This window comes from Bradyrhizobium sp. SZCCHNR1015 (assembly GCF_032489875.1).
In the GTDB taxonomy this organism is placed as follows: domain Bacteria; phylum Pseudomonadota; class Alphaproteobacteria; order Rhizobiales; family Xanthobacteraceae; genus Bradyrhizobium.
On record NZ_JAUEYW010000021.1, the window covers coordinates 88,142 to 111,987 of the forward strand.

The following is a 23,846-nucleotide window of genomic DNA, read 5'->3' on the forward strand; positions in this document are numbered from 1 at the left end:
CAGACATGATGCAGCCGTTGTCCGCCCCAGCTATTTCGGCTGCCGCCAGCTAAGCTAAGTTGCCACGGGAAGTGACCTCAAAGATGTGTGACCTCAATAATAGCGGTGGAGATGATGCACCGGGCCATGGCCGTGTCCGACCGTGAAGCGATCGGCCGCCGCGATCGCGCCGGAGATGAAGGCCTTGGCGTTGCGCACGGCCGCCTCGAGGCTCTCCCCCTTCGCCAGCCCTGCGGCCACGGCCGACGACAGCGAACAGCCCGTGCCGTGGGTGTTCTTCGTGTCGATGCGCGGCGACGGCAACGGGATGCTGGTCGCTGATGTGATCAGGTAATCGGTGCTGTCGGCGCCCTGCCCGTGACCGCCCTTGATCAGTACGGCCGGACAGCCGAGCGCGAGCAGCCGGCGGCCTTGCGCCGCGATCGCCTCGTCCGTATCAGCGACCGGCTCGTCGAGCAGCGCGGCCGCCTCGGGCAGGTTCGGCGTGATCAGCGTCGCCTGGGGGATCAGCCGGCGGCGCAGCGCGTCGATCGCATCCTCCGGCAACAGCCGCGCGCCCGAGGTCGCGACCATCACGGGATCGAGCACGACATGCCGCGGCCGCCAGCGCGCAAGGCTTGCCGCGATGGCGTCGGCGATCGGCGCCTGCGCCACCATGCCGATCTTGACCGCGCCGACGTCGAGGTCATCGAACACCGCATCAATCTGCGCCGTGACGAAATCGGGCGGCACCAGATGCACCCCGGTCACGCCCCTGGTGTTCTGGGCCGTCAGCGCCGTCAGCACCGAGGCGCCGTAGACGCCGAGCGCCGCGAAGGTCTTGAGGTCGGCCTGGATACCGGCTCCCCCGGAGGAATCCGAACCGGCGATGGTGAGTGCGACGGGGGTGCTCATGCCCCTTCCTAGCGCGGGCCGGCCGCGCCCGGCAAGCAGGCCCGGTCGCCGGAGAAAGCGTATCGACTTCGCCGGAAAACGCTATATTGAGGCGAAAGATGCCTTCCGGAGACAGCCCGCAATGGTTCCCTTCTTCGTCCAGATCAAGTGCAAGCTCGGCCAGTCCTACACGGTCGCCAATGCGCTGGCGGAAGCCGAGATCGCCTCCGAGATCTACTCGACGGCGGGAAATTACGACCTGCTGGTGAAGTTCTACGTCGACAATGACACCGACATCGGCCACTTCGTGAACGAGAAGGTCCAGGTCCTGCCCGGCATTCAGGACACCCACACCATCATCACGTTCAAGGCCTTCGGCGCCACCTAGCGACGCGCTCATCCTGACCCGGTGCCTGCCCGTCGGTCGCCTGCCCCACGACAAAGGCGCCCGTCGTGACCGACGGGCGCCGAGGTCCTGAAAATGGGTCAAGCATGGTTTCGTCATGAAAGACGGTGGCGGCCGGAGACCGTTGTCCGCCAATTCGCGCCAGTGGGCCGGAAAGCCGGACCTTTCGATCGTGAGGGGCAATGGGGGACCGTCGAACGGCCCGGCTTTCCCTTTCGGCAACTTGGCGATAGGCGTTCTATAGCGGGTGCGCGGAGCACCCGGTCAAGGCGAGCAACCGATCCGATACGGTCGATCAAGAGGTTGAGACGAAAACTCAAGAATGACTGCGGCGCCGTGTGAAGAGTGAGATCAAAGCCGTTTCGTCCCTGCTGCCGAGCTACGGCTTTTGCGCCGAGCAGATGGACACCGAGGCGAACATCGCGGCGTGGCGCGAGGCCACTTCGACGTTCTTCGAGGTCGACGAGCTCGCGGCCGGCGAGGCCGCTCCGTTCAGGGCGGACGTGCTGTCCTACGCGCTGGGCTCCGTGCTGCTCGGATCGGCCCGGGCGAGCGGCCAGCGGTTCCGCCGATCGGCCGAGACCATTGCCCGCAGCGGCGTCGACCACATCATCCTGCAGCTCTACGTGAGCGGCAGCTACGAGGGGGTCGCGGCGGCCGCGCCGATCCGGGTCGAGGCCGGCGACCTCTGCGTGCTCGATCTCGCCCAGACACTCGAAACGCGCGCGACGCCGTTCGAGAACATTACCTTGGTCGTTCCCCGTCCGATGTTCGATGCGCGCCTGCTGCAGGTCGACGACCTGCACGGCCTGGTGCTGCCGCGCAGCGGCGCGCTGGCGCCGCTGCTGGCGCGGCATTTCGGCGCACTGCTCGACTGTGCGCCGCGCATGAGTTTCGACGAGTGCCAGGCCGCGGTCGAGGGCACGATCGCGCTGATCTCGGCCTGCCTGCGCGGCGAGCTCGAACGCCGCGATGCCGACCGCAGCGTGACGCCGGATGCTTCGCTGCTCCGCATCCGCCAATACATCGAGGCGCAGCTGTCGAGCCCCGAGCTCAGCGCCGACGCGGTGGCGCTGCATTTCGGGATGTCGCGCGCGTCGCTCTATCGCCTGTTCGCGCCGATCGGCGGCATCGCCGACTACATCCGCAGCCGCCGCCTGCATCGCGCGTTCTTCGATCTCGCCGGGACCGGGTCGCGGACACAGCGCATCAGCGAGGTGGCGCGGCGCTGGCAGCTCGGCACCGATGCCCATTTCACGCGGCTGTTCAAGACCGCCTACGGCATCACGCCGAGCGCCGCGCGCGAGGCCGCCATGCTGGGCCTGGCACGCCTGCCGGTCGACGCAGATGCCGAAGCCGCCTCGCCGCTCAGCCGTTGGATGCGAGGGATAGCAGCGCCCCGGACCGGGGAATGAGCGCGACGACGGCCGCCGAGCGCGGATCGTCGTCCTCGGATGCATCGTCCTCGGATGCGTCTTCGGCCGGCTGCGGCTCGTCGGCCTCGGATGCAGCGCGGGCGATCTCCAGATGCTGCTCAAGCTGCTCGACCGGCATCGGCCGGCCCAGCAGATAACCTTGCGCGAAGTTGACGCCGAGCGAGCGCAGTTGCACCAGCTGCTCTTCGGTCTCGACGCCTTCGGCGGTGATCTGGATGCCGAGCCCCCGCGCCAGCGTCACGACCGATGAGATGACGGCGGCACTTTCGTCGCGCACGCTCAGATTGGCGACGAAGGACTTGTCGATCTTGATCTTGTTGAACGGGAACGCCGTCAACGAACGCAGCGACGAATAGCCGGTGCCGAAATCGTCGAGCGCCAGAGAGATGCCGAGGCCCTTCAGCCGATCGATGAAGCTCTCGTTCTCGGCCGCGCGCTCCAGCAGCACCGACTCCGTGATCTCGATCTCGAGACGCTTCGGATCGAGGCCCGACCGCGCGAGCGCCGACTGGATCACGTCGAACAGCTCGGCCTGCTTGAACTGGACCGGCGACAGATTGACGGCGATCTTGACGTCGTCGGGCCATGCGGTGGCGTCGTCGCAGGCGCGCCCGATGATCCATTCGCCGAGCGGCACGATCAGGCCGGTCGACTCCGCAAGCGGGATGAACTTGTCCGGCGGCACCAGCCCCTTGACCGGATGGCGCCAGCGCACCAGCGCCTCGACGCCGCACCGCTCGCGCGTCTCGGCGTCGTAGAACGGCTGATAGTGCACCTCGAACTGGCACTGCGCGATGGCGTCGCGCAGATCGCCCTCGAGCGTGTTGCGCGCCTCGAGCTCGGCCGACATCGCATCGTCATAGAGCGTGTAGCAGCTGCGGCCGGCGGATTTCGAGCGGTAGAGCGCGAGGTCGGCCTTCTTAAGCAGGTGCTCCTGGTCGCGGCCGTGCTGGGGCGCGAGCGAGATGCCGATGCTGGTGCCGATCTCGACGCGCTGTCCGCCGAGCTGGTACGGCTCCGCGATCAGCCGGGTGATGCGCTGCGCGAGCTCGATCGCGGCGGCGCGCTGGTCGGAGGCGCCGGCCTGGATCAGGGCGAACTCGTCGCCGCCGAGCCGGGCCAGCACGTCCTCGTCGCGCAACTGCGATCTCAGCCGCTGTGCCACCTGCACCAGCAGCTCGTCGCCGGCGCCATGGCCGAGCGAATCGTTGACGTTCTTGAAGCGGTCGAGGTCGAGCAGGAAGACGGTGAAGCGGCCGCTCTTCTCGTCGTTGATGCGCTCCATTTCCTCGAGGAAGAAGGCGCGGTTCGCAAGGCCGGTCAGCGCGTCGGTCTGCGCCAGCTCGAGCACGCGGCGATTGGCGAGCGCGAGCTGCAGGGCGTTGCGGCTCGACAGCGCGAGATACACGGCAAGGAAGATCGTCGTCGCCATGCCGGCCGCATACAGCGCCAGCGCGCGATTGTGGCTCGCCATCAGGCTGCCACCGGCGGGCGCCGCCTGGAACACCCAGTCGGCATCGCCGATGCGCAAGGTCGTCGACCAGATGCTGGGGTCCGCGGGCCAGCGCTGCGGGTCCACGCCGGAGGCATTGATCACGCGCTCGGGCGGCAGCAGGTTGATCGCGAGCGCCGGGCTGTTGGGATTGTTCGCGCGCACCGACTGCAACAGCGTCGGCAGGTCGAACACGCCGATGATGAAGCCAGAGAGATTGCGCCGGCGGTCGGCGACCGTCGTGCGCGACGTCCCCTTGGCGTAGACGGGGATGCCGATCATCACGGCGTTATTGCGCTCGTTCTGATTGATCAGGTTCTGACGCGTGCGCAACGCGCCGATCACGTCGTAGTCGCGCGACTGCTCCAGCACGGCGCGATGGTCGGGAATGCTCCAATAGTCGAGACCGTAGACCGGCGAGGTCTTCGCCTCGGTGGAGAAGTAGACCGGATAGTATTCGTCGCTCTCCGGCGCGACGGTGCCGTCGGGATAGGACTTGATGCGAAACGCGGGAACGCCGTCGGTGATCGCCGCCGCCTCGTATTCGCCGCGCTCCTTGCGCTTGATCCGCGGCAGCCACGCCAGCCGCAGCATGCCGCGATGCGACTCGAACAGGCGCGCGCTGAAGGTCTGGTACTCGCTGCGCGTAATGTCGTCGTTGGCGGATTCGAAGCGGGTGCGCAGCGCGGTCAGCCGGCTGACATATTCGTTGACGCCGTTCTGGACCAGGATCGCCTGGGCTTCGGCCAAGCCTTCGAAATCGGTGCGCGCCAGCCGGTTCTCCCAGCGTCCCACGGCAACCGTCCCGACCACCGACAGCACGACGCCGACGCATGCCGCGATGATCGCAGGGCGATAAAGGCGGTATCGCGATAACGACGCGCGCAGCCTCTCGCGCCCGCTACCGCTGCGAGCATCATCCTTTTCCTGCAGCGTCGGTGCGCTGTACTCTTCAACCTGCAATATGGCCCCCGCCAAACGGCTGCCCCTCACCACGATGCGGCCGATGCTGGCCGCGGTAAGTTAAGGACGGTCAAAGATGATCCGTTGTGGCGTACCAGAAACCGGGGCTTGGTTAACGGCTGACTGTTGAGGGCCGCCCAAAACGCGATCAAGCGCGGGCTACGTCTTTAGCGAGGTCTTCATTCAACACGCCTAGACTGAGTTGTCATCAAGTGTACCCCGTGCATCGAAGATCGCAATGAACTGGTTTTCAAGCCTTCGGATCTCCTTCATTCTCATCTTGATCGCCGGCGTGCTCCCGCTGGGGTCTGCGCGCGCCGACGAGCTCGGCGTCACCAACGACACCATCATGTTCGGCCAGGTGGCGGCGCTGGAAGGCCCGTCGGCCGCGCTGGGCCAAGCGGCGCGCCAGGGACTGCTGGCGGCCTTCAACGAGCTCAACGCCAAGGGCGGCGTCTACGGACGCAGGCTCAAGTTGTTGAGCCGCAACGACGGCTACGACCCCGATCGCTCGGTCGTCGAGACCATCAAGCTGATCTACGAGGACAAGGTGTTCGCGCTGATCGGCGCCGTCGGCACGCCGACCGCGATGGCCACTGCGCCGATCGCGGCCTCCAACGACGTCCCCTTCATCGGGCCGATCTCCGGCGCCGAATTCCTGCGGACGCCTGAATTCCAGAACATCGTCAACATCCGCGCGAGCTACGCGGCGGAGGCGGAAGCCTCGATCAAGTATCTCACCGAAGAGCTTCACCTGACCCGCATCGCGATCTTCTATCAGGATGACGCGTTCGGCCGCGACGTACTGGCCGGCGTGAAGACGCATCTCGATCGCCGCGGCCTCGAGCTCGCGGCCGAAGGCACGTTCGAGCGCAACACGCGCGCCGTCGGCGCCGCGCTCAAGGTCATCCGGCGCGCGGAGCCTGAAGCGGTGATCCTGGTCGGCACCTACGGCCCGTGCGCCGAGTTCATCAAGATGGCGCATCGCAGCGGCTTCAATCCGACCTTTACGGCGGTCTCCTTCGTCGGCGGCAACGCGCTCGCCAAGGAGCTCGGCCCGGAAGGCCGCGGCGTAGTCGTCTCCGAGGTGGTGCCGTTTCCGTGGGACACCGACCTCCGCATCGTCGCCGACTATCAGGCCGCGATGAAGACGCTCGATCCGAGCCAGACGCCGGACTTCATCGGCCTCGAGGGCTACATCACCGGCCGACTGGTGGCGCGCGCCCTGGCGATGACCGGGCCGAACCCGACCCGCGCCGAGCTGCTCCGCATCATCAACGAGGTCGGCCAGTTCGACATCGGCGGGCTGGTGGTCAGCTTCGGCAACGCGCGCAAGGAGAATCCACCGCCGGTGTCGCTGACGGTGATCCAGAGCGACGGCAGCTTCAAGCCGATCTGACCTGAGCGCGCGCGCCCGCCGAACTGATCAGCTTGCCGGCTTCTTCGGCTTCGGCGGGCCTTCCACCGGCGGCAGCGATTTCAGATAGACCGCCATCGCCTTGCGATCCTCGGTCGAGAGCTGCGAGGTGTTGCGGATCACCCGCGCCATCGAGCCGCCGACGTTGTCGCCGTCGGGCAGTTGTCCGGTCTCGAGGAAATAGCTGATGTCGCTCTCGCTCCAGTCCGACAGGCCCTTCTGGGTGATATTCGGCACGAAGCCCTGACCTTCCGGCTCTGGCCCACCCGCCAGCCGCTGCGCCGAGACGATGCCGCCGAGCGCATTGCGCGGGCTGTGGCACTCGGCGCAATGGCCGAAGGTGCTGACCAGATAGGCGCCGCGATTCCACTCCGCCGGGCGCGAGGCGTTGGCGGCAAAGGACTTGCCGTCGAAGAACAGCAGCTTCCAGACCCCGACGGTGCGACGGATGTTGAACGGAAATGGCATGTCGTGCGCGCGCGAGGCGCCCGCAACCGGCGGCAGCGTCTTCATGTAGGCGAAGAGATCGCGGACGTCGTCGATCTTCGCGGCCGCGTAGGAGGGATAGGGAAACGCCGGGTAGTAGTGGCTGCCGCCCGGCGACACGCCCCTCACCACCGCATTGACGAACTCGGCCTCGCTCCAGCGCCCGATACCGTCAGTGGGATCGGGCGAGATGTTGGGCGCGTAGAACGTGCCGAATGGCGAGGCCAGCGGCAGGCCGCCGCCGAGCTTCAGTCGATCCGGCTGGTTCGGCACGGCGTGACAGGACGCGCAGCCACCGATGTTGAACATCTCCTGCCCGTTGGCGAGATCCGGCGCGCGCGTCGCCGCTGCGAGCGTGATCGTCGACGGCTGGGTCAACCACCAGAACACCGTCAGGCCAGCGGCGCCGAGCACGCAGAGAGCAAGCAGGAGGCGGCGTAGCATGGTGGCTCCGTCACAGCAGGAGGAGATCGTCGGCCCGGCGATCATTACCGGAGCTCGGCGGCGCCGTGATACGTCAGGACGCCCGCACGGCGCAAACAAACGGGGGCGGACGCAATGTCGCGTCCGCCCCCGTGGATGGCAGGTCAGATCAACTGTTCTTGAGACGGAAGGTCTCGTGGCAACCGCCACATTCCTTGCCGATGCCCGGCGCGGTCGCCTTCAGGCTGTCGAGATCCTTGATCTTCGCCTTGGCCTCGGTGACGACCTTCGCGAAGCTGTCGATCTTGGCCTTGAAGCCGGCCTGGTCTTCCCAGATCTTCGGCGACGGACCGTAGTCGCCTTCGAACTTGGCGCCCTTCAGGCTCGCCGGATACATCGTCGGCAGCTTCTTGGCGGTGTCCTCGAGCTGGGCCAGAGCGGCATTGACGGCGGCCTGGTCATACGGCTTCTCGCCCTTGACCATCGCGATCAGGACACCGCCGAGGTTCTTGGCGTTGGCCTTCATCGTGTCCTGGCTATGCTTGACCAGATCCTGCTGTGCCATCACGGCGCCGGCCCCTAGCAGCAAAGCTGCGACAGCCACGACAGTCCGCTTCATCAATTCGCTCCTTTGTTGTCACAATCCCGTCCAGCCCACCCGGACGGGGTCGCTCGGTTGGTCAACCCCTCAGCCGGCGGATTATTCCGGAATTGAGGCGGATATCGGAGGAGATCCGGAGGGAGAGTACTCAGAGACTATGACGGCGATGCTGCTCCCGGATCGCGATCCAGACGCGCTCCGGGGTCGCCGGCATGTCGATGTGATCGATCTTGTACTCACGCCAGAGGGCTTCGACGATCGCATTGACGACGGCCGGACAGGAGCCGATCGCCCCCGCTTCGCCGGCGCCCTTGACGCCCATCGGATTGGTCTTGCAGGGCACGTTGTGGGTCTCGAAGGTAAAGGACGGCGCGTCGGCGGCGCGCGGCAGCGCGTAGTCCATGAAGCTGCCGGTGACGAGCTGGGCGTCGGAGTTGCTGTAGACCACCTGCTCCATCAGCGCCTGGCCGATGCCCTGCACCGCACCGCCATGCACCTGGCCGGCCAGCAGCAGCGGATTCAGCGTCACGCCGAAATCGTCGACGATGACGTAGTTGACGATCCGGATGATGCCGGTCGCCGGGTCGATCTCGACCTCGGCCACGTGGGTGCCGTTCGGATAGGTGCCGTCGGCGCTGGCGAAGGTGGCGCTGCCCTTGAGCTTGTCAGGATCGACGCCGGGACGCTTGGCGAGGTCGGCAAACGAGATCGCGCGGTCGGTGCCGGCGACGCGGATCACGCCGTCGGCGATCTCGAGATCGCCGAGCCCGGCTTCGAGCGCTTCGGCCGCGATCTGCTTGAGCTTGTCGCCGAGCTCGTGGGTGGCGCGCTGCACGCTGACGCCGCCGGAGGGGATCGAGGCCGAGCCGCCGGTGCCGAGGCCGGTCGCGATCTCGGCCGTGTCGCCCTGATGGATGTGCACGCGCTCCGGCGCCAGGCCGAATTGCTCGGCGACGATCTGGGCGTAGGCGGTCTGGTGGCCCTGCCCGCTCGACTGCGTGCCGATCAGGATGGTGACGTCACCGTTCGGGTCGAGCCGCACGTTGGCGGTCTCCTCGCCCATGGTGCCGCAGACCTCGACATAGCTCGCGAGCCCGATGCCGCGAATGAGACCGTGCTTCTTGGCGGCCTTGGCGCGCTTCGAAAACTCCTTCCACTCGGCGATCTCCATGGCGCGCTTGAGGTGCGCGTTGAAATCGCCGGAATCATAGACCTTTCCGGTCGCGGTCTTGTAGGGCAGCGCGCGCGGCGGGATGAAGTTCTTGCGCCTGATCGCATCGACGGACATGTCGAGCTTGCGCGCGCAGGCGTCGACCAGACGCTCGATGACGTAGGCCGCCTCGGGACGGCCCGCGCCGCGATAGGCGTCGACCGGCACGGTGTGGGTGAAGATCGTGCGCACGCGGCAGTGGAAGGCCTGGATGTCGTAGAGGCCCGGCAGCATGCCGGCGCCGCCATGCGGGATATAGGGCGCGAAGGTCGACAGATAGGCGCCCATGTCGCCCATCAGGTCGACGTCCATCGCGAGGAACTTGCCGTCCTCGGCCAGCGCCATCTTCGCCGTGGTGACGTTGTCGCGGCCCTGCGCATCGCCCATGAAATGCTCGGAGCGGTCGGCGGCCCAGCGCACCGACTTGCGCAGTCGCTGCGCGGCGACCGCGACCAGCGCGTATTCCCGGTAGGGAAACAGTTTTGTGCCGAAGCCGCCGCCGACGTCGGGGCAGATCACCCGCATCTTCTCGGTCGGGATCTTCAGCACGTTCTGGCAGAGGATGTCGCGCAGGCGGTGGCTGCCCTGGCTGCCGGCCGTCAGGGTCAGATGGTCGCGCTTGGTGTCGTAGTCGCAGACCGCGGCGCGGGTCTCCATGAAGCTCGCCACCACGCGCGGATTGACGATGCGGATCTCGGCGACCGCATGCGCCTTCGCGAACGCCGCCTCGACCGCCGCCTTGTCGCCGATCCCGACATCGAACAGCACGTTGCCCTTGTGCTCGGCCCAGACCTGCGGCGCATCCGGCTTGATCGCGTTCACGACGCCGGTCACCGCCGGCAGCGTCGTCCACTCGACCTTGATCGCCTCCAGCGCATCGCGCGCGTGGTCGAGCGTGTCGGCGACGACGAAGGCGATGGCATCGCCGACGTGGCGCACCTCGTCCTTGGCGAGGATCGGATAAGGCGGCGCGGTGAACGGATCGGTCTCGAGATTGAACAGGCACGGCAGCCCGCCGAGCTCGGCGGTGTCCTCGGCGGTCAGGATCAGCGCCACGCCCGGCAACAGCCGCGCCTGGGTGACATCAATGGTGAATTTGGCATGGGCATGCGGCGAGCGCAGCACCAGGGCATGCAGGGCAGCGGATGGCGCGAGATCATCGGTGTAGCGGCCCTTGCCGCGAATCAGCGCGTCATCCTCTTTCCGGAGAACGCTTTGTCCCATACCGAACTTGATCGGAGCTGCCATCTGGTTTCACTTCCCACTGCATTGTCGCGACGATTGGCCAGCATATTGCAGCGGATCACGCCCTCGCGCAAACGGCATATGGCCGCTCCCCGAACACGCGCGGTCAACTCTCGGCAGGCATGCCAGCACGCCATGCTGCAGCGCAAACGTCAGCGCCGCACGAGGGCCTTCAGCCAGCGCGGACCGAACAGCACGAGGATGGCGCCCACGTAGATGACGGCGCCGACGATGATCAGCAGACCGAGAACGGCTTCGTCCTGCATGCGGCCGAGCGACGCGAGCCGGGTCGATGCCACCAGGGCCGTTGCCCACAACGCCGCCGCGAGCACCACGCCGGTCCCGGCGAACTTCAGCAGCGACGAGGTGAGCCGCCGATCGAAGTGCAGATAGCCTTTGTGCACGGCGAAGCCGAGCACCAGCAGCAGATTGATCCAGGCGCCGACGGCCGTCGCCAGCGCGAGTCCGACCTGGGCGAGCGAGCCCATCAGCAGCACCTTCAGCACGACGTTGGCGGTCAGCCCCGTCAGCGAGGCCTTCACCGGCGTCGCGGTGTCCTTGCGCGCGTAGAAGGTCGAGACCGCGCTGCGAATCATCACGAACGGGATCAGGCCCACGGCATAGGCGGCGAGCGTCGCCCCGGCCGCGGCGGCGTCGCCCTTGGTGAAGGCGCCGCGCGCGAACATCGCGCGGGTGATCACGTCGGGGACGGCGAGGAAGGCGGCGACGAACGGCACCGAGAACAGCAGCGTGAACTCGAACGCCCGGCGCTGCTGCTCCATGGCGCCGTCGTGATCGTTCGCCGTGAGCCGCCGTGACATCTCCGGCAGCAGCACCGTCCCGATGGCGATGCCGATCACGCCGATCGGCAACTGGTTGAGGCGGTCGGCGTAATACAGTGCCGAGATCGCGCCCGCGGGGAGGAACGTCGCGATGATCGTATCGGCGAACATCGCGACCTGGGTGCCCATCGATCCCAGCGTCGCCGGCCCCAGCGCCTTGAAGAAGGCGCGGATGTCGTCGTCGAGCTTGAGCGGCGCAAACCGCGGCAGCCCGCCATGGCGGGCGAGATCGCCGGCGAGCAGGAAATATTGCAGGAAGCCGGAGATCAGCACGCCCCAGGCGGCGGCATGGCCGACACCGGGGAAGAACGCCGCCAGCGCCAGGGTCGCCATCATCGCGAGATTGAGGAAGATCGACGCCGCCGCGGCGCTCGCAAACCGCTGCATCACATTGAGCATGCCGCCATAGAGCGTCACCAGCGTGATCAGCAGCAGATACGGAAAGGTGATTCGCGTCAGCGTGATCGCAAGCTCGCGCTGCGCCGGATCGTCGGTGAAGCCCGGCGCCAGAATGGTCATCGCCTGCGGCATGAACGCCCAGGCGAGGATCAGCAGCACCACCTGCGACGCCAGCAGCAGCGTGAAGATGCGGTCGGCAAACAGGCTGGCGGAGGCCGGCCCCTTCTCGCCATGCACATGCGCATAGGCCGGCACGAACGCCGCGTTGAACGCCCCCTCGGCAAAGATCGCCCGGAAATGGTTCGGCAGCCGGAACGCAATGAAGAACGCGTCCGCCACCGGCCCGGCGCCAAGAATCGCCGCCAGCATGATATCGCGGGCAAAGCCGGTAAGGCGCGACAGCAAGGTATAGCCGCCAACGGTGAAGATACGTCCGAGCATGGGGGGCTTGTAGAGGATTGGGAGGGGAGTTTGAAGCGGGGAACGTGTGCGATTCCCGCTTGCGGCCAAAGTGTGGCGACACTCTCGCGGCACTGCCCGGGCTTGCGAGCCAGGACCGGCACAAATCATCTCGGGGCTGTGCGGCGCGCCGCCGGGAAGACCTGTCCCACGTGCGGGAGGGCTATCGCATGTGGCGGTCCTCGTGTTGCGCCCGTCTGCCTCCACGTCGTCATGGTCGGGCCTGTCCAGGCCTGTCCCGGCCATGACGGAGTAACAGGTCGTGGGGCGGACCCGTTAGCGGGGCGTAATCCGCCGCAGCCGATGCAAACACTCAATCAATGTCACGTTTTCGTCCAAACTAAAATAGTCGGCCAGCCCGAGCAGTCCTCCGAAAACCTACTTTGTCAACTCCAGATTGTGCTAACTTGGTAGTTAAGTTACTGAGGATTGGGTAAGGCCGCGAAGAGCTCACCGGCACTTCGTTGCAGGCGAGGACGGAAAGGAACGATTTGTGCCGGACAAGCGGGTATCGTTTTGTATCGAAGCCAACGCAGCGCAGCGTGAGCTTTTCTTCGTTCTGGAGAGCCAGAAAACCGGCGACCTTAAGCTGCTGTTTCGACGATCTCTATTCCACAACCCTGACAACAAGAACGACCCCTTCGCGGGCAAGCTTATCGATGAACAGCGATATTCGCTTCACACGAGCCCAAATAGTACGCACGGGCTCAATACATTTCACCATACCTATCGGGTCGGCGAGCATCTGCGGCACGGGTACAGCTTCACAAAGGCGATAAAGTCGAAAACTGGCTTCGTTCCGCTCTTCTCAAGACGATGTCCAAACCTAGCACAACCACATTACATTCCGGGGTTCAAAAAAAGCACGATAGAGGTCGGACTTGGAAAATATGACCCAACGCGCTTTATACTCTTGTACTCCGTCTTCGTCGGACCGCCCAAACGAGAGTTTCTGCTGTTCTGCAGCCACAAGGTTTGTGCTGTGCAGTACCAGTTTGCTCAATTCAGCCTCGTAGTCCTTTGGAGCTTCCTAAGTCTCCCGTCGTCGGAAAACGGATGGAAGCTACACGCCGAGATCCCGCATCCCGATACAATTGCCGAGCACCCCGAGTTGTCGTCGACAGCCCTCTGGTGTCAGGAAGCCGATTGTGTGACGTATCACGAATCAAAGGCTTCCTATCTCCGACACCAGTTCCTGTGCTGGATCGAAAGTGCCGAAACGAGAAACCGCTCTGCAATTTTTGGGCAGCATATCAGGCACGGCTTGCCTGAAACATCAGAGTACCAAGACCACTTGCGGCGCTTTGGAATATCAAGGCTATTTCCAACGCCTACCTATCCTGTTGAAGAAGGCAGTTTCAGTTTGGAAGACGGGTACGTGATTTTTGCTGGTTAAGAAGCCGAAACTTTCTTTGCATCGCGGTGCCAAGCGGCGCAAGCTAGTGTCCAATGATCGCCGAATGCGGGCATCGCCCCCCGTTCCGATCCAATCTTCGCGATGAGGCGCGGCATTTCGTTATCGCCTGCTCGTCTCCCGCCCGCTTTTCCGTCCCTGCCAACTGCGCAAAAAGCTATTTCGCTAACCGCTTCAAGCGCATCCTCTATCCAGTCCGTTTCGGAGAAAGATTCTTCTTTCTTTTTATCAGAAATCATGATTGGATGCGCCCGTCCCGACTCGATCAGAGGGGCGCTTCGCGGTCGTCACGGACGTTGAGGCGGGATGCGGTGGGCGTGTCGATGTTGCAGCGTGGTTCGCCACGCCGACGAACAACGTCGATGCGCACGGTCAAGTCGCGTGGTCCTGGCATCCCGACGCTGATGCCCCGCGTAATGCGCGAAAGCGCATTGCGCGCACGGTGGCCAAAAAGCCCGGAGCACCGGGGAGAACGCGAAGCAGCCGTCAAAACCATCGCGCGGGGAATGCCGGGATGTCTCGGCTGAACCTGTGGTTCCTGCCGCCTGCATTTTTTTCGCAGGCGGGCCATGGGTGCGGCCAGCGCCCGGCATTCCCCGTGCCCTCTTTTCGGGAGGGCATGACGAACAGCAAAGCTCGGACGCCAGATGCGCCGCGAGAAGGTGAACACATGTCTCACCACCGTCATTGCGAGGAGCGAAGCGACGAAGCAATCCAGGACCGCACGCGCAGCCCTGGATTGCTTCGCTTCGCTCGCAATGACAGTGAGCATGCCGGTCGCACGTCGGCACTTGCGACGCTGGCGGGGAGGCGCACCACGCACTCCGCTGTCGTCCCGGACAAGCCTGCCGACGCGAAGCGGCGGCGGGCGCCGATCCGGGATCCATACGCCGTGCAGCCGATGGGGCGCGCGGAACGGGCCGCCTGCCCCTTCCAGACATCACGCGGTATGGGTCCCGGCGTTCGCCGGGACGACAGTGTTTGTTGGAGCTGCCGGTGGGACAGATCATTCATACACGCTGCGGCCGGTCGGGCCGCCAGCGGAGATGCGCGACGATGCGTAAGACCTCAGGCCAGTGCGCCGCGCACGACGTCGATGATGCGCCCTTGCGTCGCCTCGTCCAGATAGGCGTGCATCGGCAGGCTGATGACGTCGGCGGAGAGCTGCTCGCTGACCGGCAGGCCGCCATCGGCGCTCGGGAAGATGCGGTAGGCGGTCTGCTGGTGCATCGACTTCGGATAGTAGATCGCGGTCGGGATGCCCTGCGCCTTCAACGCGGCGGCGAAGGTGTCGCGATCGACGCCCTTGGGCAGGCGGATGGTGTATTGCGCCCAGACCGAGGTGCAGCCGTCGACCAGGCGAGGCACCTTCACGACGTCGGCCAGCGCCGCCGTGTAGCGCTCGGCGACGACATTGCGCGCGGCGATCTCGTCGTCGAAGATCTTGAGCTTCTCGAGCAGCACCGCCGCCTGGATCGTATCGAGCCGCGCGGTGAGGCCGAGGCGGACGTTGTCGTATTTGTCGCTGCCGCCGCCATGGGCGCGCACGCTGCGCAGGCGCTCCAGGAGGCCGGCATCGTCGGTGAGGATGGCGCCGCCGTCGCCGAAGCAGCCGAGCGGCTTGGCCGGATAGAAGCTGGTCGCCGTGGCGAGCCCGAAGGTGCCAATGCGGCGGCCCTTGTAGCTGGCGCCAAAGCCCTGCGCGGCGTCGTCGAGCACGAACAGGCCCTCGTCCGCGGCGATGGCGGCCACTGCATCATGGTCGGCGGCCTGGCCGAACAGATCGACCGGGATCACGGCCTTCGGCTTGAGGCCGAGCCGCTTGGCGGTGGCGATGCCGCGGCGGAGCGAGGCCGGATCGATGTTGAAGGTGTCCTCCAGCACGTCGACGAACACCGGCGTGGCGCCGGTCAGCGCCACCGCTTCGCCGGTCGCGCAGAAGGTGAAGGACGGGCACAGCACCGCGTCACCCGGGCCGATGCCCTGCGCCATCAGCACCATCAGCAGCGCGTCGGTGCCGCTGGAGCAGCTCACGGCGTATTTGGCACCGCAGAACTCGGCCAGCTCCTTCTCGAGCTGAATGATTTCGGGGCCGCCGAGAAACTGGCAATGCGCGAGCACGCGGGCGACGGCGTCGTCGAGCGACTTGCCGAGCCGCTGGCGCTGCGCGGCGGTGTCGATGAACGGAATGGGTTGATGACGCAGGTGCTGGTTCATGAGCTCTGACAATTTTTCGGAAACGGAAATGGATGGAGCGGAGGCGCGGCTAGCCGGCCGCGCGCCGCTTGGTGGCGGCGGCCTCGGCCGGGCGATGGCTCGAGGTCTCCAGACACTGCGTGGCGATCGCGAGGCTGGCGACGCCCTCGTCACCGGTGACGGCCGGCGCAGTGCCCGAGCGCACCGCGTGCAGGAAGGCGATCAGCTCGGCGCGCAACGGCTCGTCATGGCCGACCGGGAGATGACGCATCGAGTAGCTGCCGTCCGGCTTGAAGCCGAAGCATTCGGTGACCTGGCGCGTCAGCAGATCGCCCATGATGTACTTGCCGCGCGTCGCCACGGTGACGTTGCGCGCCTTGAACGGCGTCAGCCAGTTGGTGTTGATGTGGGCGAGCACGCCCGAGGCGGTGCGGAACTGCAGCAGCGCGATGTCCTCGCGCTCGGCCACCGCGCTCGACAGCTGCGGCTGCACCTCGATGATATCGGACTCGGTGAACCAGCGGATCAGATCGATGTCGTGCACGGCGAGATCAATGACGACGCCGACATTGGACATGCGCGGCGGGAACGGGCCGACGCGGGTGATCGCGATCGACAGGATGTCCTCGCCGGCGATCGCCTTCTTGATCGCGGCCACCGCCGGATTGAAGCGCTCGACATGGCCGATCATCAGGGTGACGCCGGCGCGATGCGCGGCCGAGACGATCTCCCTGCCCTCGTCCACCGTCGAGGCGATCGGCTTCTCGACCATCAGGTGAACCTTGCGCGCGATGCAGGCCAGCGCAAGCTCATGATGCAGATGCGTCGGCGCCGCAATGGTCACGGCGTCGACGCCCTCGGCGACGAGCTGGTCGAGGCTCTCGAAGGTCGGGCAGTTCGCGAGCTCGGTGACGCGGCTGCGATGCGCGGGCAGCGGATCGACCACGCCGACCAGATGCACGTCGGGCAGTCCGGCGAGCACGCGGGCATGATTGCTGCCCATCACGCCGGCTCCGATGACGCCGACGCGCAGCGCCTGCCTCAGCTCGGCCTTGTGGCCCGCCCCCTTGGAACTCATGTCATCGACCCCATCAATGCCCCCGGCTTGCGACGTCACGGATTGGCCGCAACGGTTAACGAACTGCAAATCACCGGTCGAAGCTCTCCTAGCATGCCGCTCGAAGCGAGGCGAATGCGGAAAGCCTTTTCAGGACACGATTTGATTCAGAAAGTTACATCCGGCACGGACGAAAAACGCTGTCTTTTGAATGGCGTGCGCGATGCGCTTCAGGTGTGGCGGGCGCCCTGCTCACGCGTCGCGACAGGTCGCGAAAGTAACGGTGGATGCGTCTTCACGCCTGCGTGTTGGCCGCGGCAGGAGGTAACGCGATGGCTCCCGCCAGCGAAGGAGATCACGTCACAACGCGGGAGAACACCCATGCCCCTCAGCCTCGCCTCGCTCCGCCACGCCTCCGCCTTCGCCGTGCTGCTCGCATCGCTTGCCCCATGGTCGCCGTCGGCCGCCGCCACGGATCGGCCCGTCGTCATCGAGCTGTTCACCTCGCAGGGCTGCTCCTCCTGCCCGCCTGCAAATGCCTATCTGAACGAGCTGGTGCGGCAGCGCCGCGACGTGCTGCCGCTCGCCTTTCACGTCACCTATTGGGACCGGCTCGGCTGGAAGGATCCGTTCTCGCTGCCGGCCGCCACCGATCGTCAGGCCCGCTACGGCAGCCGCTTCGGCGACGGCTCCTACACGCCGGAGATCGTCGTCGACGGCACGACGAGCCATGTCGGCTCCAACCGGGCGGAGGTCGGACCTGCGATCGATCGCGCCAGAGGCGCGAGCGCGACGGCGGCGCGGCTCAAGCTCGCACGCAATGGCGACAAGCTCACGGTCGAGGTCGGCGGCGGTGAAGGACGCGGACGCCTGCTCCTGGTCGGCTTCGATCATCGGCATGAAACCGCGATCGGCCGCGGCGAGAATGGCGGCCGCACGCTGGAGGAGCTGAACGTGGTGCGCTCGGTGCGGACGCTCGGTGATTGGAGCGGCAGCGCGCTGCGCCTCACCGAGCCGATGCCGGAGGGCGAGGATGCCGCGGTGATTCTCGAAGCGGCGGACGGGCGCATCGTCGGTGCAGCGCGGCTGTAGCCGCCACGATCAGGAGGAGGCACAATAACGGCGCCAGAACAGACGATAGCCCTCCTCCACCTTGCGCGTGTAGGTCTCGACATTGCCGGCGGCGGAGTTCGCGACCATCGCCGGCAGTTGCGCCCGCAGCTTCGCCAGTTCCGCGGGCTGCGCCGCATGCTTCAGGGCGATGGCGATGTACCCGTCATCGTCCTCCGCCACGAACTCTGCGAGCCCGACCGCCGTGTTGATGGCGGCCGCCGCCCGCGCCGCGGCGCCGTGGCCGAGCCTGGCGACGACGGGCACGCCGGCCTGCAACGACTCCCAGGTGCTGACGCCGCCATTCTGCGGGAACGGATCGAGCGACATGTCGATCGCGGCGAACTGCGCGATGTGCTGATCGCGCGTCGACAGGCCGAGGCAGGTGATGCGCCCCTCGGCGATGCCGTGCGCCACGAACCGGGCCACGAGCCCATCGCGCAGCAAGGGCTCATCGAGCGCACCGTTCTTGATGACGATCCGCGAGTCCGGCAGCGCGCCCATCAGCCGCGACCAGAGCGCAAGCGCTGGATCGGAGATCTTGTCGATGCGGTTGAACACGCCGAATGTGACGTAGCCGTTGCGCAGCATCGGCAGCGGCGTCGGCTGCCATCCCGGCAAGGGATCGGTGGTGATGACGGCCGGCAGGTCGTAGACCTGCTCGGCAAACAGAGGACGCGCGGCCTCGGGCACGGTCACCGGATCGGCGAAGAAGTAGTCGATGGTGGGAAGCCCCGTTCCGGTGCCGCTGCCCCACGCGGTGACCTGCACCGGCGCCGGCTTGCGCGCGAACACCGGCAGCCGGTTGCCGGCGGAATGGCCGGAGAGGTCGACGAGGATATCGACCTGATCAGCCTCGATGCGATCGCTCAGTTCCTCATCGGACATCTGCCAGGCGTCGACCCAGAGGTCGGCGGCGGAACGGCAGCGCTCGGTCATGCCATCCTGCAGCGGCGAGCAGGAGTAGCAGACGACCTTGAACGCCTGATGGTCGTGGTGGCGCAGGACGGGCAGGAACACCAGCGCAGCCGAGTGATTCCTGAAATCGGAGGAGACGTAGCCGATGGTCAGCCGCCGCTCCGGATCGCGGTCGCGGACCGGCGGCGGCCGGCGCACGATCTTGCTGCCGATCCTGGTCCACCATTCCCGGCGCGCCGCCTGGTGCTGAGCGAAGTCGGTGTCCGGCATGAAGTCGAGCAGGAAGATCTTGGCAGTGATCGCATCACCGAAATCCGGCTTGATCTCGAGCGCACGCTCGAAGTGCTGCAAGGCCGTTGCGAGATCGCCCTGCTTGCAGAAGCATTCGCCGAGCCAGGTCCAGGCGACCTCGGAGGCCGGATTGAGCTCCAGCACCTTGCGGCACGCGTCCATCGCCGGCGCGATATTGTCCTTGATGGCGCTGAGCTGCGCGAAGCCCAGCAACGCCACGTCCTGCCATGGATCGAGCGCCAGGGCGGCCTTGAAGTCGGCCATGGCCCGCTCGAACCGTCCGGCCTGCTGGTGCAGGCGGCCGCGCTGTGCCAGCACCTGCGCGGCATTGGGCTTGATTGCAAGCGCGGCATCGAACGCCGCGAACGCCTCGTCGGAATGGCGCAGATTGATGCTGGCGAGGCCCTTGCCGAACATCGCCTCCATGTGGCGCGGGTTGAGCGACAATGCGCGATCGAAGCTCGCATTGGCCTCCGCATTGCGGGCGAGCGGAAGCAGCGCCATGCCGCGATTGCAATAGGCGTCGGCATAGTCCGGCTTGAGCGCGATCGCCCGGTCATGCGCGGCGATCGCCTCCTCCGGCCGCCCCAGCCGCATCAGCGTGTTGCCGAGGCCGGTGATCGCCACGAGCAGATTCGGCTTCAGCGCGATTGCCCGCTCCTGGCATTTGCGCGCCTCCTCGAAGCGCTTGCGGTTGAACAGCGCCAGACCGAGATTGGAGAGCGCCTCGGCATTCCGCGGCTCGATCTCGACGGCCTTGATGAGCGCCTGCTCGGCCATCTCCATTTGTCCGCTGTCGAGCGCCGTCACACCGAGCAGATGCAGCGCATCGAAATGATCGGGCAGCAGCGCCAGGATCTGGCCGCAGATCGCCTGCGCCTCGGCGCGACGGCCGCCGCGATAAGCGGCGACGGCCTGTTGCATCAGCGCATCGGCCTGCTTGCGATGCTTCTTCTGCAGCCTCGCATTCTGAAACGCGCGGGAACCGACGTCGCTTGCCAAAAGACGGCCTCCGGAGTGACGCGTAGATCGACAGAACAGGCGTACTGCGGACGGCGCTCAGCCGCCGGCGGCACAATAGCGGCGCCAGAACTGGCGATAGCCTTCCTCGACCTTGCGCGTGTAGGTCTCGACATTGCCGGCAGCGGAGTTGGCCACCCGCGCCGGCAGCTCGGCGCGGAGCCGAGCCAGCTCGGCCGGCTGGGCCGCGTGTCGCACGGCGATCGCGATGTAGCCCTCGTCGTCCTCGGCCACCCAGTCGTCGAGCCCGACCGCCTTGACGATCGCGCCGCCGGCCCGCGACGCTGCGCTGCTGCCGAGCTTGGCAACCACGGGCACGCCGGCCTGCAGCGATTCCCAGGTGCTGACGCCGCCATTCTGCGGGAACGGATCGAGCGAGATGTCGATGTTGGCGAACGCTGCGATGTGCTCATGGCGCATCGACGCGCCCAGACACGTAAGGCGGCTCTCGCCGACGCCGTGCGCGGCGAAGCGGGCGATCAGCGTGTCGCGCAGGAATGCATCCTCAAGCGCGCCGTTCTTGATCACGACGCGGGCGTCCGGCAGCGCCCGGAGCAGCGCCGACCACACCGTCAGCACCTCGTCGGAGATCTTGTCGACGCGGTTGAAGACACCGAAGGTGACGTAGCCGTTGCGCAACATCGGCAGCGGTGTCGGCTGCGCGTCCGGCAGAGGATCCGTGGTGATCAGTGCCGGCAGATCGTAGACCTGCTCGGCGAACAGCGGCCGTACTGCCGCCGGCACCGTCACCGGATCGGCGAAGAAGTAGTCCATGGTGGGCAGGCCGGTGCCGGTCGCATTGCCCCACGCGGTGACCTGGATCGGCGCGGGCTTGCGGGCGAACACGGTGAGCCGGTTGCCGGCCGAATGACCGGAGAGGTCGACGAGAATGTCGACCTGATCGGCCTGGATGCGATCGGCGAGTTCATCGTCGGACAACTGAGATGCCTCGATCCAGCCATCGGCCGCAGCCTTGCACTGCTCGGTGACGGAATCGACCAGCGGCGAGCACGAGTAGCAGATGACCTTGAACGCCGCGTGGTCGTGATGGCGCAGCACCGGAAGGAAGGTCAGCGCGGCCGAATGGCTGCGGAAGTCGGACGACACGTAGCCGACCGTGATGCGGCGATCCGGATCGCGGTCGATGGCGGCAAGCTGGCGCTGCTGGATATGCGCGCCGATCCGCTCCCACCATTCGCGGCGGACGGCCTGATGCAGGGCGACGTCGGCGCCGGGATAGAAATCGAGCGCGAAGATCTTCTTCATGATCGCATCCTCGAAATCCGGCTTGATCTCGAGGGCGCGATCGAAGTGCTGGATGGCGCCGGCCGTGTCGCCCTGCTTCGCGAGGCACGTGCCGAGCCAGATCAGCGCGACTTCCGACGCCGGATTCTGCTCCAGCACCCGCTTGCAGGCCAGCATCGCTGGCGCGATCCGCTCGGTGAGCACGCAGACATGCGCCTTGCCGAGCAGCGCCGCTTCGAGCCCGGGGTCGATCGCCAGCGCGGCATCGAAATCGGCCTCGGCCTCGGCGAACCGTCCCATCTGCACATAGAGCCGGCCACGCTGCGCGATGACGGCCGCCGTCCCCGGCTTCATGGCAAGCGCGGCGTTGAAGGCGGCCAGCGCCTGCTCGAGGTGCCGCAGGTTGACGCTGACCAGTCCCTTGCCGAACGTCGCCTGCATGTGCCGCGGCGCCAGCGCCAGGGCGCGGTCGAAACTCTGCCGGGCCTCCTCGTTGCGCAGCAGGAGCAGTTGCGCCATGCCGCGATTGCAGTAGGCGTCGGCGAAGTCCGGCTTCAGCGCGATGGCGCGGTCGTGCGCCTCGATCGCCTGCGCGAACAGCTGCATGTTCATCAGGGTGTTGCCGAGGCTGGTCAGCGCCGTGGCGAAATTGGGCTTGAGCGCGACGGCGCGCTCCTGAACCGCGCGCGCCTCCTCGTAGCGCTTCATGCTGAACAGCACCAGGCCGAGATTGGCCAGGGCCTCGGCATTGCGCGGCTCCACCGCGACGGCGCGGGTCAGGGCCTGCTCGGCGAGATCGAGCCGGCCGCTGTCGAGCGCGGAGGCGCCGAGAAGGTGAAGAGCGTCGAAATGGTCGGGCACGAGGGCCAGCGCCTGACCGCAGATGGCCTGGGCATCGGCATGCCGGCCCGCCCGGTAGGCCTCGACGGCCTTCGGCAGCAGGCCGTCGGCCTGCTTGCGGTTCTTCTTCTGCAGGCGCGCGTTCTGGAACGCACGCGATCCGATCGTGCTTTGCAAGGAAGCTCTCCGGCGGACGACTCCGGGGCTGTCTAGCACGGCTCGCGTGATTCGCGGCGAGACCCCGCCCTACTCGCGGCGGTAATCGTCCTCGATGCGGATGATGTCGTCCTCGCCGAGATAGGACCCGGTCTGGACCTCGATCAGCTCCAAGAGGATCTTGCCCGGGTTCTCCAGCCGGTGCACCGCGCCCATCGGGATGTAGATCGATTCGTTCTCATGCACGGTCTGAACGGTCTCGTTCACCGTGACCCGCGCCGCGCCGCGCACCACGATCCAGTGCTCGGACCGGTGATAGTGCTTCTGCAGCGACAGCCGCTGGCCGGGCTTGACGATGATGCGCTTGACCTGGTGGCGCTCGCCATTGTCGACCGACTGATAGCTGCCCCAGGGCCGGTGCACCTTGATGTGCGCCTCGGTGACCTCCGGCGCGACGGTCTTGAGCTTGGCGACCAGCCGCTTCAAGCCGTTGGCATCGCGCTGGCGCGACACCAGCACGGCATCCTGCGCCGCCACCACGACGAGATCGTCGACGCCTTCGAGCGCGACCAGCGCCTTGTCGGTGACGACGTTGCAATTGCGGGAATCCTCGAACACGGCGGTGCCGCGCGCGGCGTTGCCCTGCCCGTCCTTGTCGGACAATTCCCAGACCGCATGCCAGGAGCCGACGTCGGACCAGCCGCACGACACCGGGGCCACGGCCGCACGCTCGGTCTTCTCCATCACGGCATAGTCGATCGAGATCGGCTTGGCCGCGGCGAAGGCGTCGGAGTCGAGGATGATGAAGCTGAGGTCGCGGCCGGCCTTGGCAACGGAGTTGGTGACCGTCTGCACGCTGTCGGCATCGAACTTGCGGTATTCGTCGAGCAGGACCGACGCGCGGAACATGAAGTTGCCGCTGTTCCAGAGATAGCCCTCGCGAATGTAGCGCTCCGCGGTCGGCTGGTCCGGCTTCTCGACGAATTTCGCGACCGCCCGCACCTCCCCGGATACCGGCGCGCCAGGACTGATGTAGCCGTATTCTGTGGCCGCGCGCTCCGGATTGACGCCGAAGGTGACGATGCGGCCGGCCTCGGCGGCAGCGAGCCCCTGGCGGCACGCCGCGAGAAAAGCGGGGGTGTCACGAACGACGTGATCGGCCGCGAGCGCCAGCACGACAGCATCCTGATGGCGCGACTGGGCAAAGGCGGCTCCGGCGGCGATCGCCGGGCCTGAATCGCGTCGCATCGGCTCCAGCAGGACGTCGGCCTCGATGCCGATCTCGGCCAGTTGCTCCAGCACCATGAAGCGATAGGCCAGGTTGGTGATGATGATCGGCCGCTCGAA

General features: G+C 66.4%; 17 protein-coding genes. 5 read left to right on the forward strand and 12 right to left on the reverse strand.

Annotated elements, in window-relative coordinates:
* Nucleotides 1–93: 93 nt before the first annotated feature.
* The gene (thiD, locus tag QX128_RS29780) at nt 94–894 is read right to left on the reverse strand and encodes a bifunctional hydroxymethylpyrimidine kinase/phosphomethylpyrimidine kinase (RefSeq protein ID WP_315805324.1); all 801 of its coding nucleotides are present in this window, start codon (nt 892–894) and stop codon (nt 94–96) included.
* A 121-nt stretch (nt 895–1,015) separates the two neighbouring features.
* On the opposite strand from thiD, the gene QX128_RS29785 reads away from it, so the two are divergent.
* Both QX128_RS29785 and QX128_RS29790 read left to right on the forward strand, forming a co-directional pair.
* Nucleotides 1,016–1,261, forward strand: a complete 246-nt coding sequence (locus tag QX128_RS29785) for an Lrp/AsnC ligand binding domain-containing protein (RefSeq protein ID WP_315805323.1) — start codon at nt 1,016–1,018, stop codon at nt 1,259–1,261.
* A 368-nt stretch (nt 1,262–1,629) separates the two neighbouring features.
* Nucleotides 1,630–2,694, forward strand: a complete 1,065-nt coding sequence (locus QX128_RS29790; protein WP_316182993.1) for a helix-turn-helix domain-containing protein — start codon at nt 1,630–1,632, stop codon at nt 2,692–2,694.
* Here the strand turns inward: QX128_RS29790 and QX128_RS29795 are convergent.
* Nucleotides 2,648–5,170 carry an EAL domain-containing protein gene (locus tag QX128_RS29795; protein ID WP_315805322.1) on the reverse strand — a complete coding sequence of 841 codons (2,523 nt, stop codon included), beginning with the start codon at nt 5,168–5,170 and terminating at the stop codon, nt 2,648–2,650. The genes QX128_RS29790 and QX128_RS29795 overlap by 47 nt on opposite strands.
* A 238-nt stretch (nt 5,171–5,408) precedes the next feature.
* Between QX128_RS29795 and QX128_RS29800 the strand changes: the two genes are divergently transcribed.
* Entirely contained in the window at nt 5,409–6,569 is a 1,161-nt protein-coding gene (locus QX128_RS29800; protein ID WP_315805321.1) for an ABC transporter substrate-binding protein, read from the forward strand.
* 27 nt (nt 6,570–6,596) lie between these two features.
* On the opposite strand, the gene QX128_RS29805 is transcribed toward QX128_RS29800, so the two are convergent.
* The 4 genes from QX128_RS29805 to murJ form a co-directional block, all read right to left on the reverse strand.
* Entirely contained in the window at nt 6,597–7,517 is a 921-nt protein-coding gene (locus tag QX128_RS29805; RefSeq protein WP_316239303.1) for a cytochrome c, read from the reverse strand.
* Nucleotides 7,518–7,665: 148 nt separating this feature from the next.
* Nucleotides 7,666–8,115 (reverse strand): cytochrome c, encoded by a 450-nt coding sequence (locus tag QX128_RS29810; RefSeq protein WP_315805319.1) that lies wholly within the window; start codon nt 8,113–8,115, stop codon nt 7,666–7,668.
* A 130-nt stretch (nt 8,116–8,245) separates the two neighbouring features.
* The gene (locus QX128_RS29815) at nt 8,246–10,555 is read right to left on the reverse strand and encodes a xanthine dehydrogenase family protein molybdopterin-binding subunit (protein WP_316182945.1); all 2,310 of its coding nucleotides are present in this window, start codon (nt 10,553–10,555) and stop codon (nt 8,246–8,248) included.
* Between the two features lie 149 nt (nt 10,556–10,704).
* Nucleotides 10,705–12,234 (reverse strand): murein biosynthesis integral membrane protein MurJ, encoded by a 1,530-nt coding sequence (murJ, locus tag QX128_RS29820; protein ID WP_316239304.1) that lies wholly within the window; start codon nt 12,232–12,234, stop codon nt 10,705–10,707.
* A gap of 511 nt (nt 12,235–12,745) precedes the next feature.
* Between murJ and QX128_RS29825 the strand changes: the two genes are divergently transcribed.
* A complete protein-coding gene (locus QX128_RS29825; protein WP_316218782.1) occupies nt 12,746–13,648 on the forward strand; it encodes a hypothetical protein in 903 nt (300 codons plus the stop codon).
* On the opposite strand, the gene QX128_RS29830 is transcribed toward QX128_RS29825, so the two are convergent.
* From QX128_RS29830 to QX128_RS29840, 3 genes are all read right to left on the reverse strand, one after another.
* Complete coding sequence (locus QX128_RS29830) at nt 13,645–13,905, reverse strand: hypothetical protein (RefSeq protein ID WP_316218781.1); 261 nt, start codon at nt 13,903–13,905, stop codon at nt 13,645–13,647. The two genes, QX128_RS29825 and QX128_RS29830, sit on opposite strands and share 4 nt — an antisense overlap.
* Before the next feature lie 829 nt (nt 13,906–14,734).
* Nucleotides 14,735–15,883 (reverse strand): DegT/DnrJ/EryC1/StrS family aminotransferase, encoded by a 1,149-nt coding sequence (locus QX128_RS29835; protein ID WP_316239305.1) that lies wholly within the window; start codon nt 15,881–15,883, stop codon nt 14,735–14,737.
* Between the two features lie 49 nt (nt 15,884–15,932).
* Entirely contained in the window at nt 15,933–16,940 is a 1,008-nt protein-coding gene (locus QX128_RS29840) for a Gfo/Idh/MocA family oxidoreductase (protein ID WP_316218709.1), read from the reverse strand.
* Nucleotides 16,941–17,300: 360 nt separating this feature from the next.
* Here QX128_RS29840 and QX128_RS29845 point away from each other — a divergent pair, with 360 nt between their 5' ends.
* Nucleotides 17,301–18,011, forward strand: a complete 711-nt coding sequence (locus tag QX128_RS29845; RefSeq protein ID WP_316239306.1) for a DUF1223 domain-containing protein — start codon at nt 17,301–17,303, stop codon at nt 18,009–18,011.
* 9 nt (nt 18,012–18,020) lie between these two features.
* On the opposite strand, the gene QX128_RS29850 is transcribed toward QX128_RS29845, so the two are convergent.
* The 3 genes from QX128_RS29850 to QX128_RS29860 all read right to left on the reverse strand — a co-directional run.
* A complete protein-coding gene (locus QX128_RS29850; protein ID WP_316239307.1) occupies nt 18,021–20,240 on the reverse strand; it encodes a tetratricopeptide repeat protein in 2,220 nt (739 codons plus the stop codon).
* 57 nt (nt 20,241–20,297) lie between these two features.
* The gene (locus QX128_RS29855) at nt 20,298–22,520 is read right to left on the reverse strand and encodes a tetratricopeptide repeat protein (protein ID WP_316239308.1); all 2,223 of its coding nucleotides are present in this window, start codon (nt 22,518–22,520) and stop codon (nt 20,298–20,300) included.
* Nucleotides 22,521–22,589: 69 nt separating this feature from the next.
* Nucleotides 22,590–23,846 (reverse strand): mannose-1-phosphate guanylyltransferase/mannose-6-phosphate isomerase (locus QX128_RS29860; RefSeq protein WP_316239309.1); only part of this gene is annotated, 1,257 nt, incomplete at its 5' end.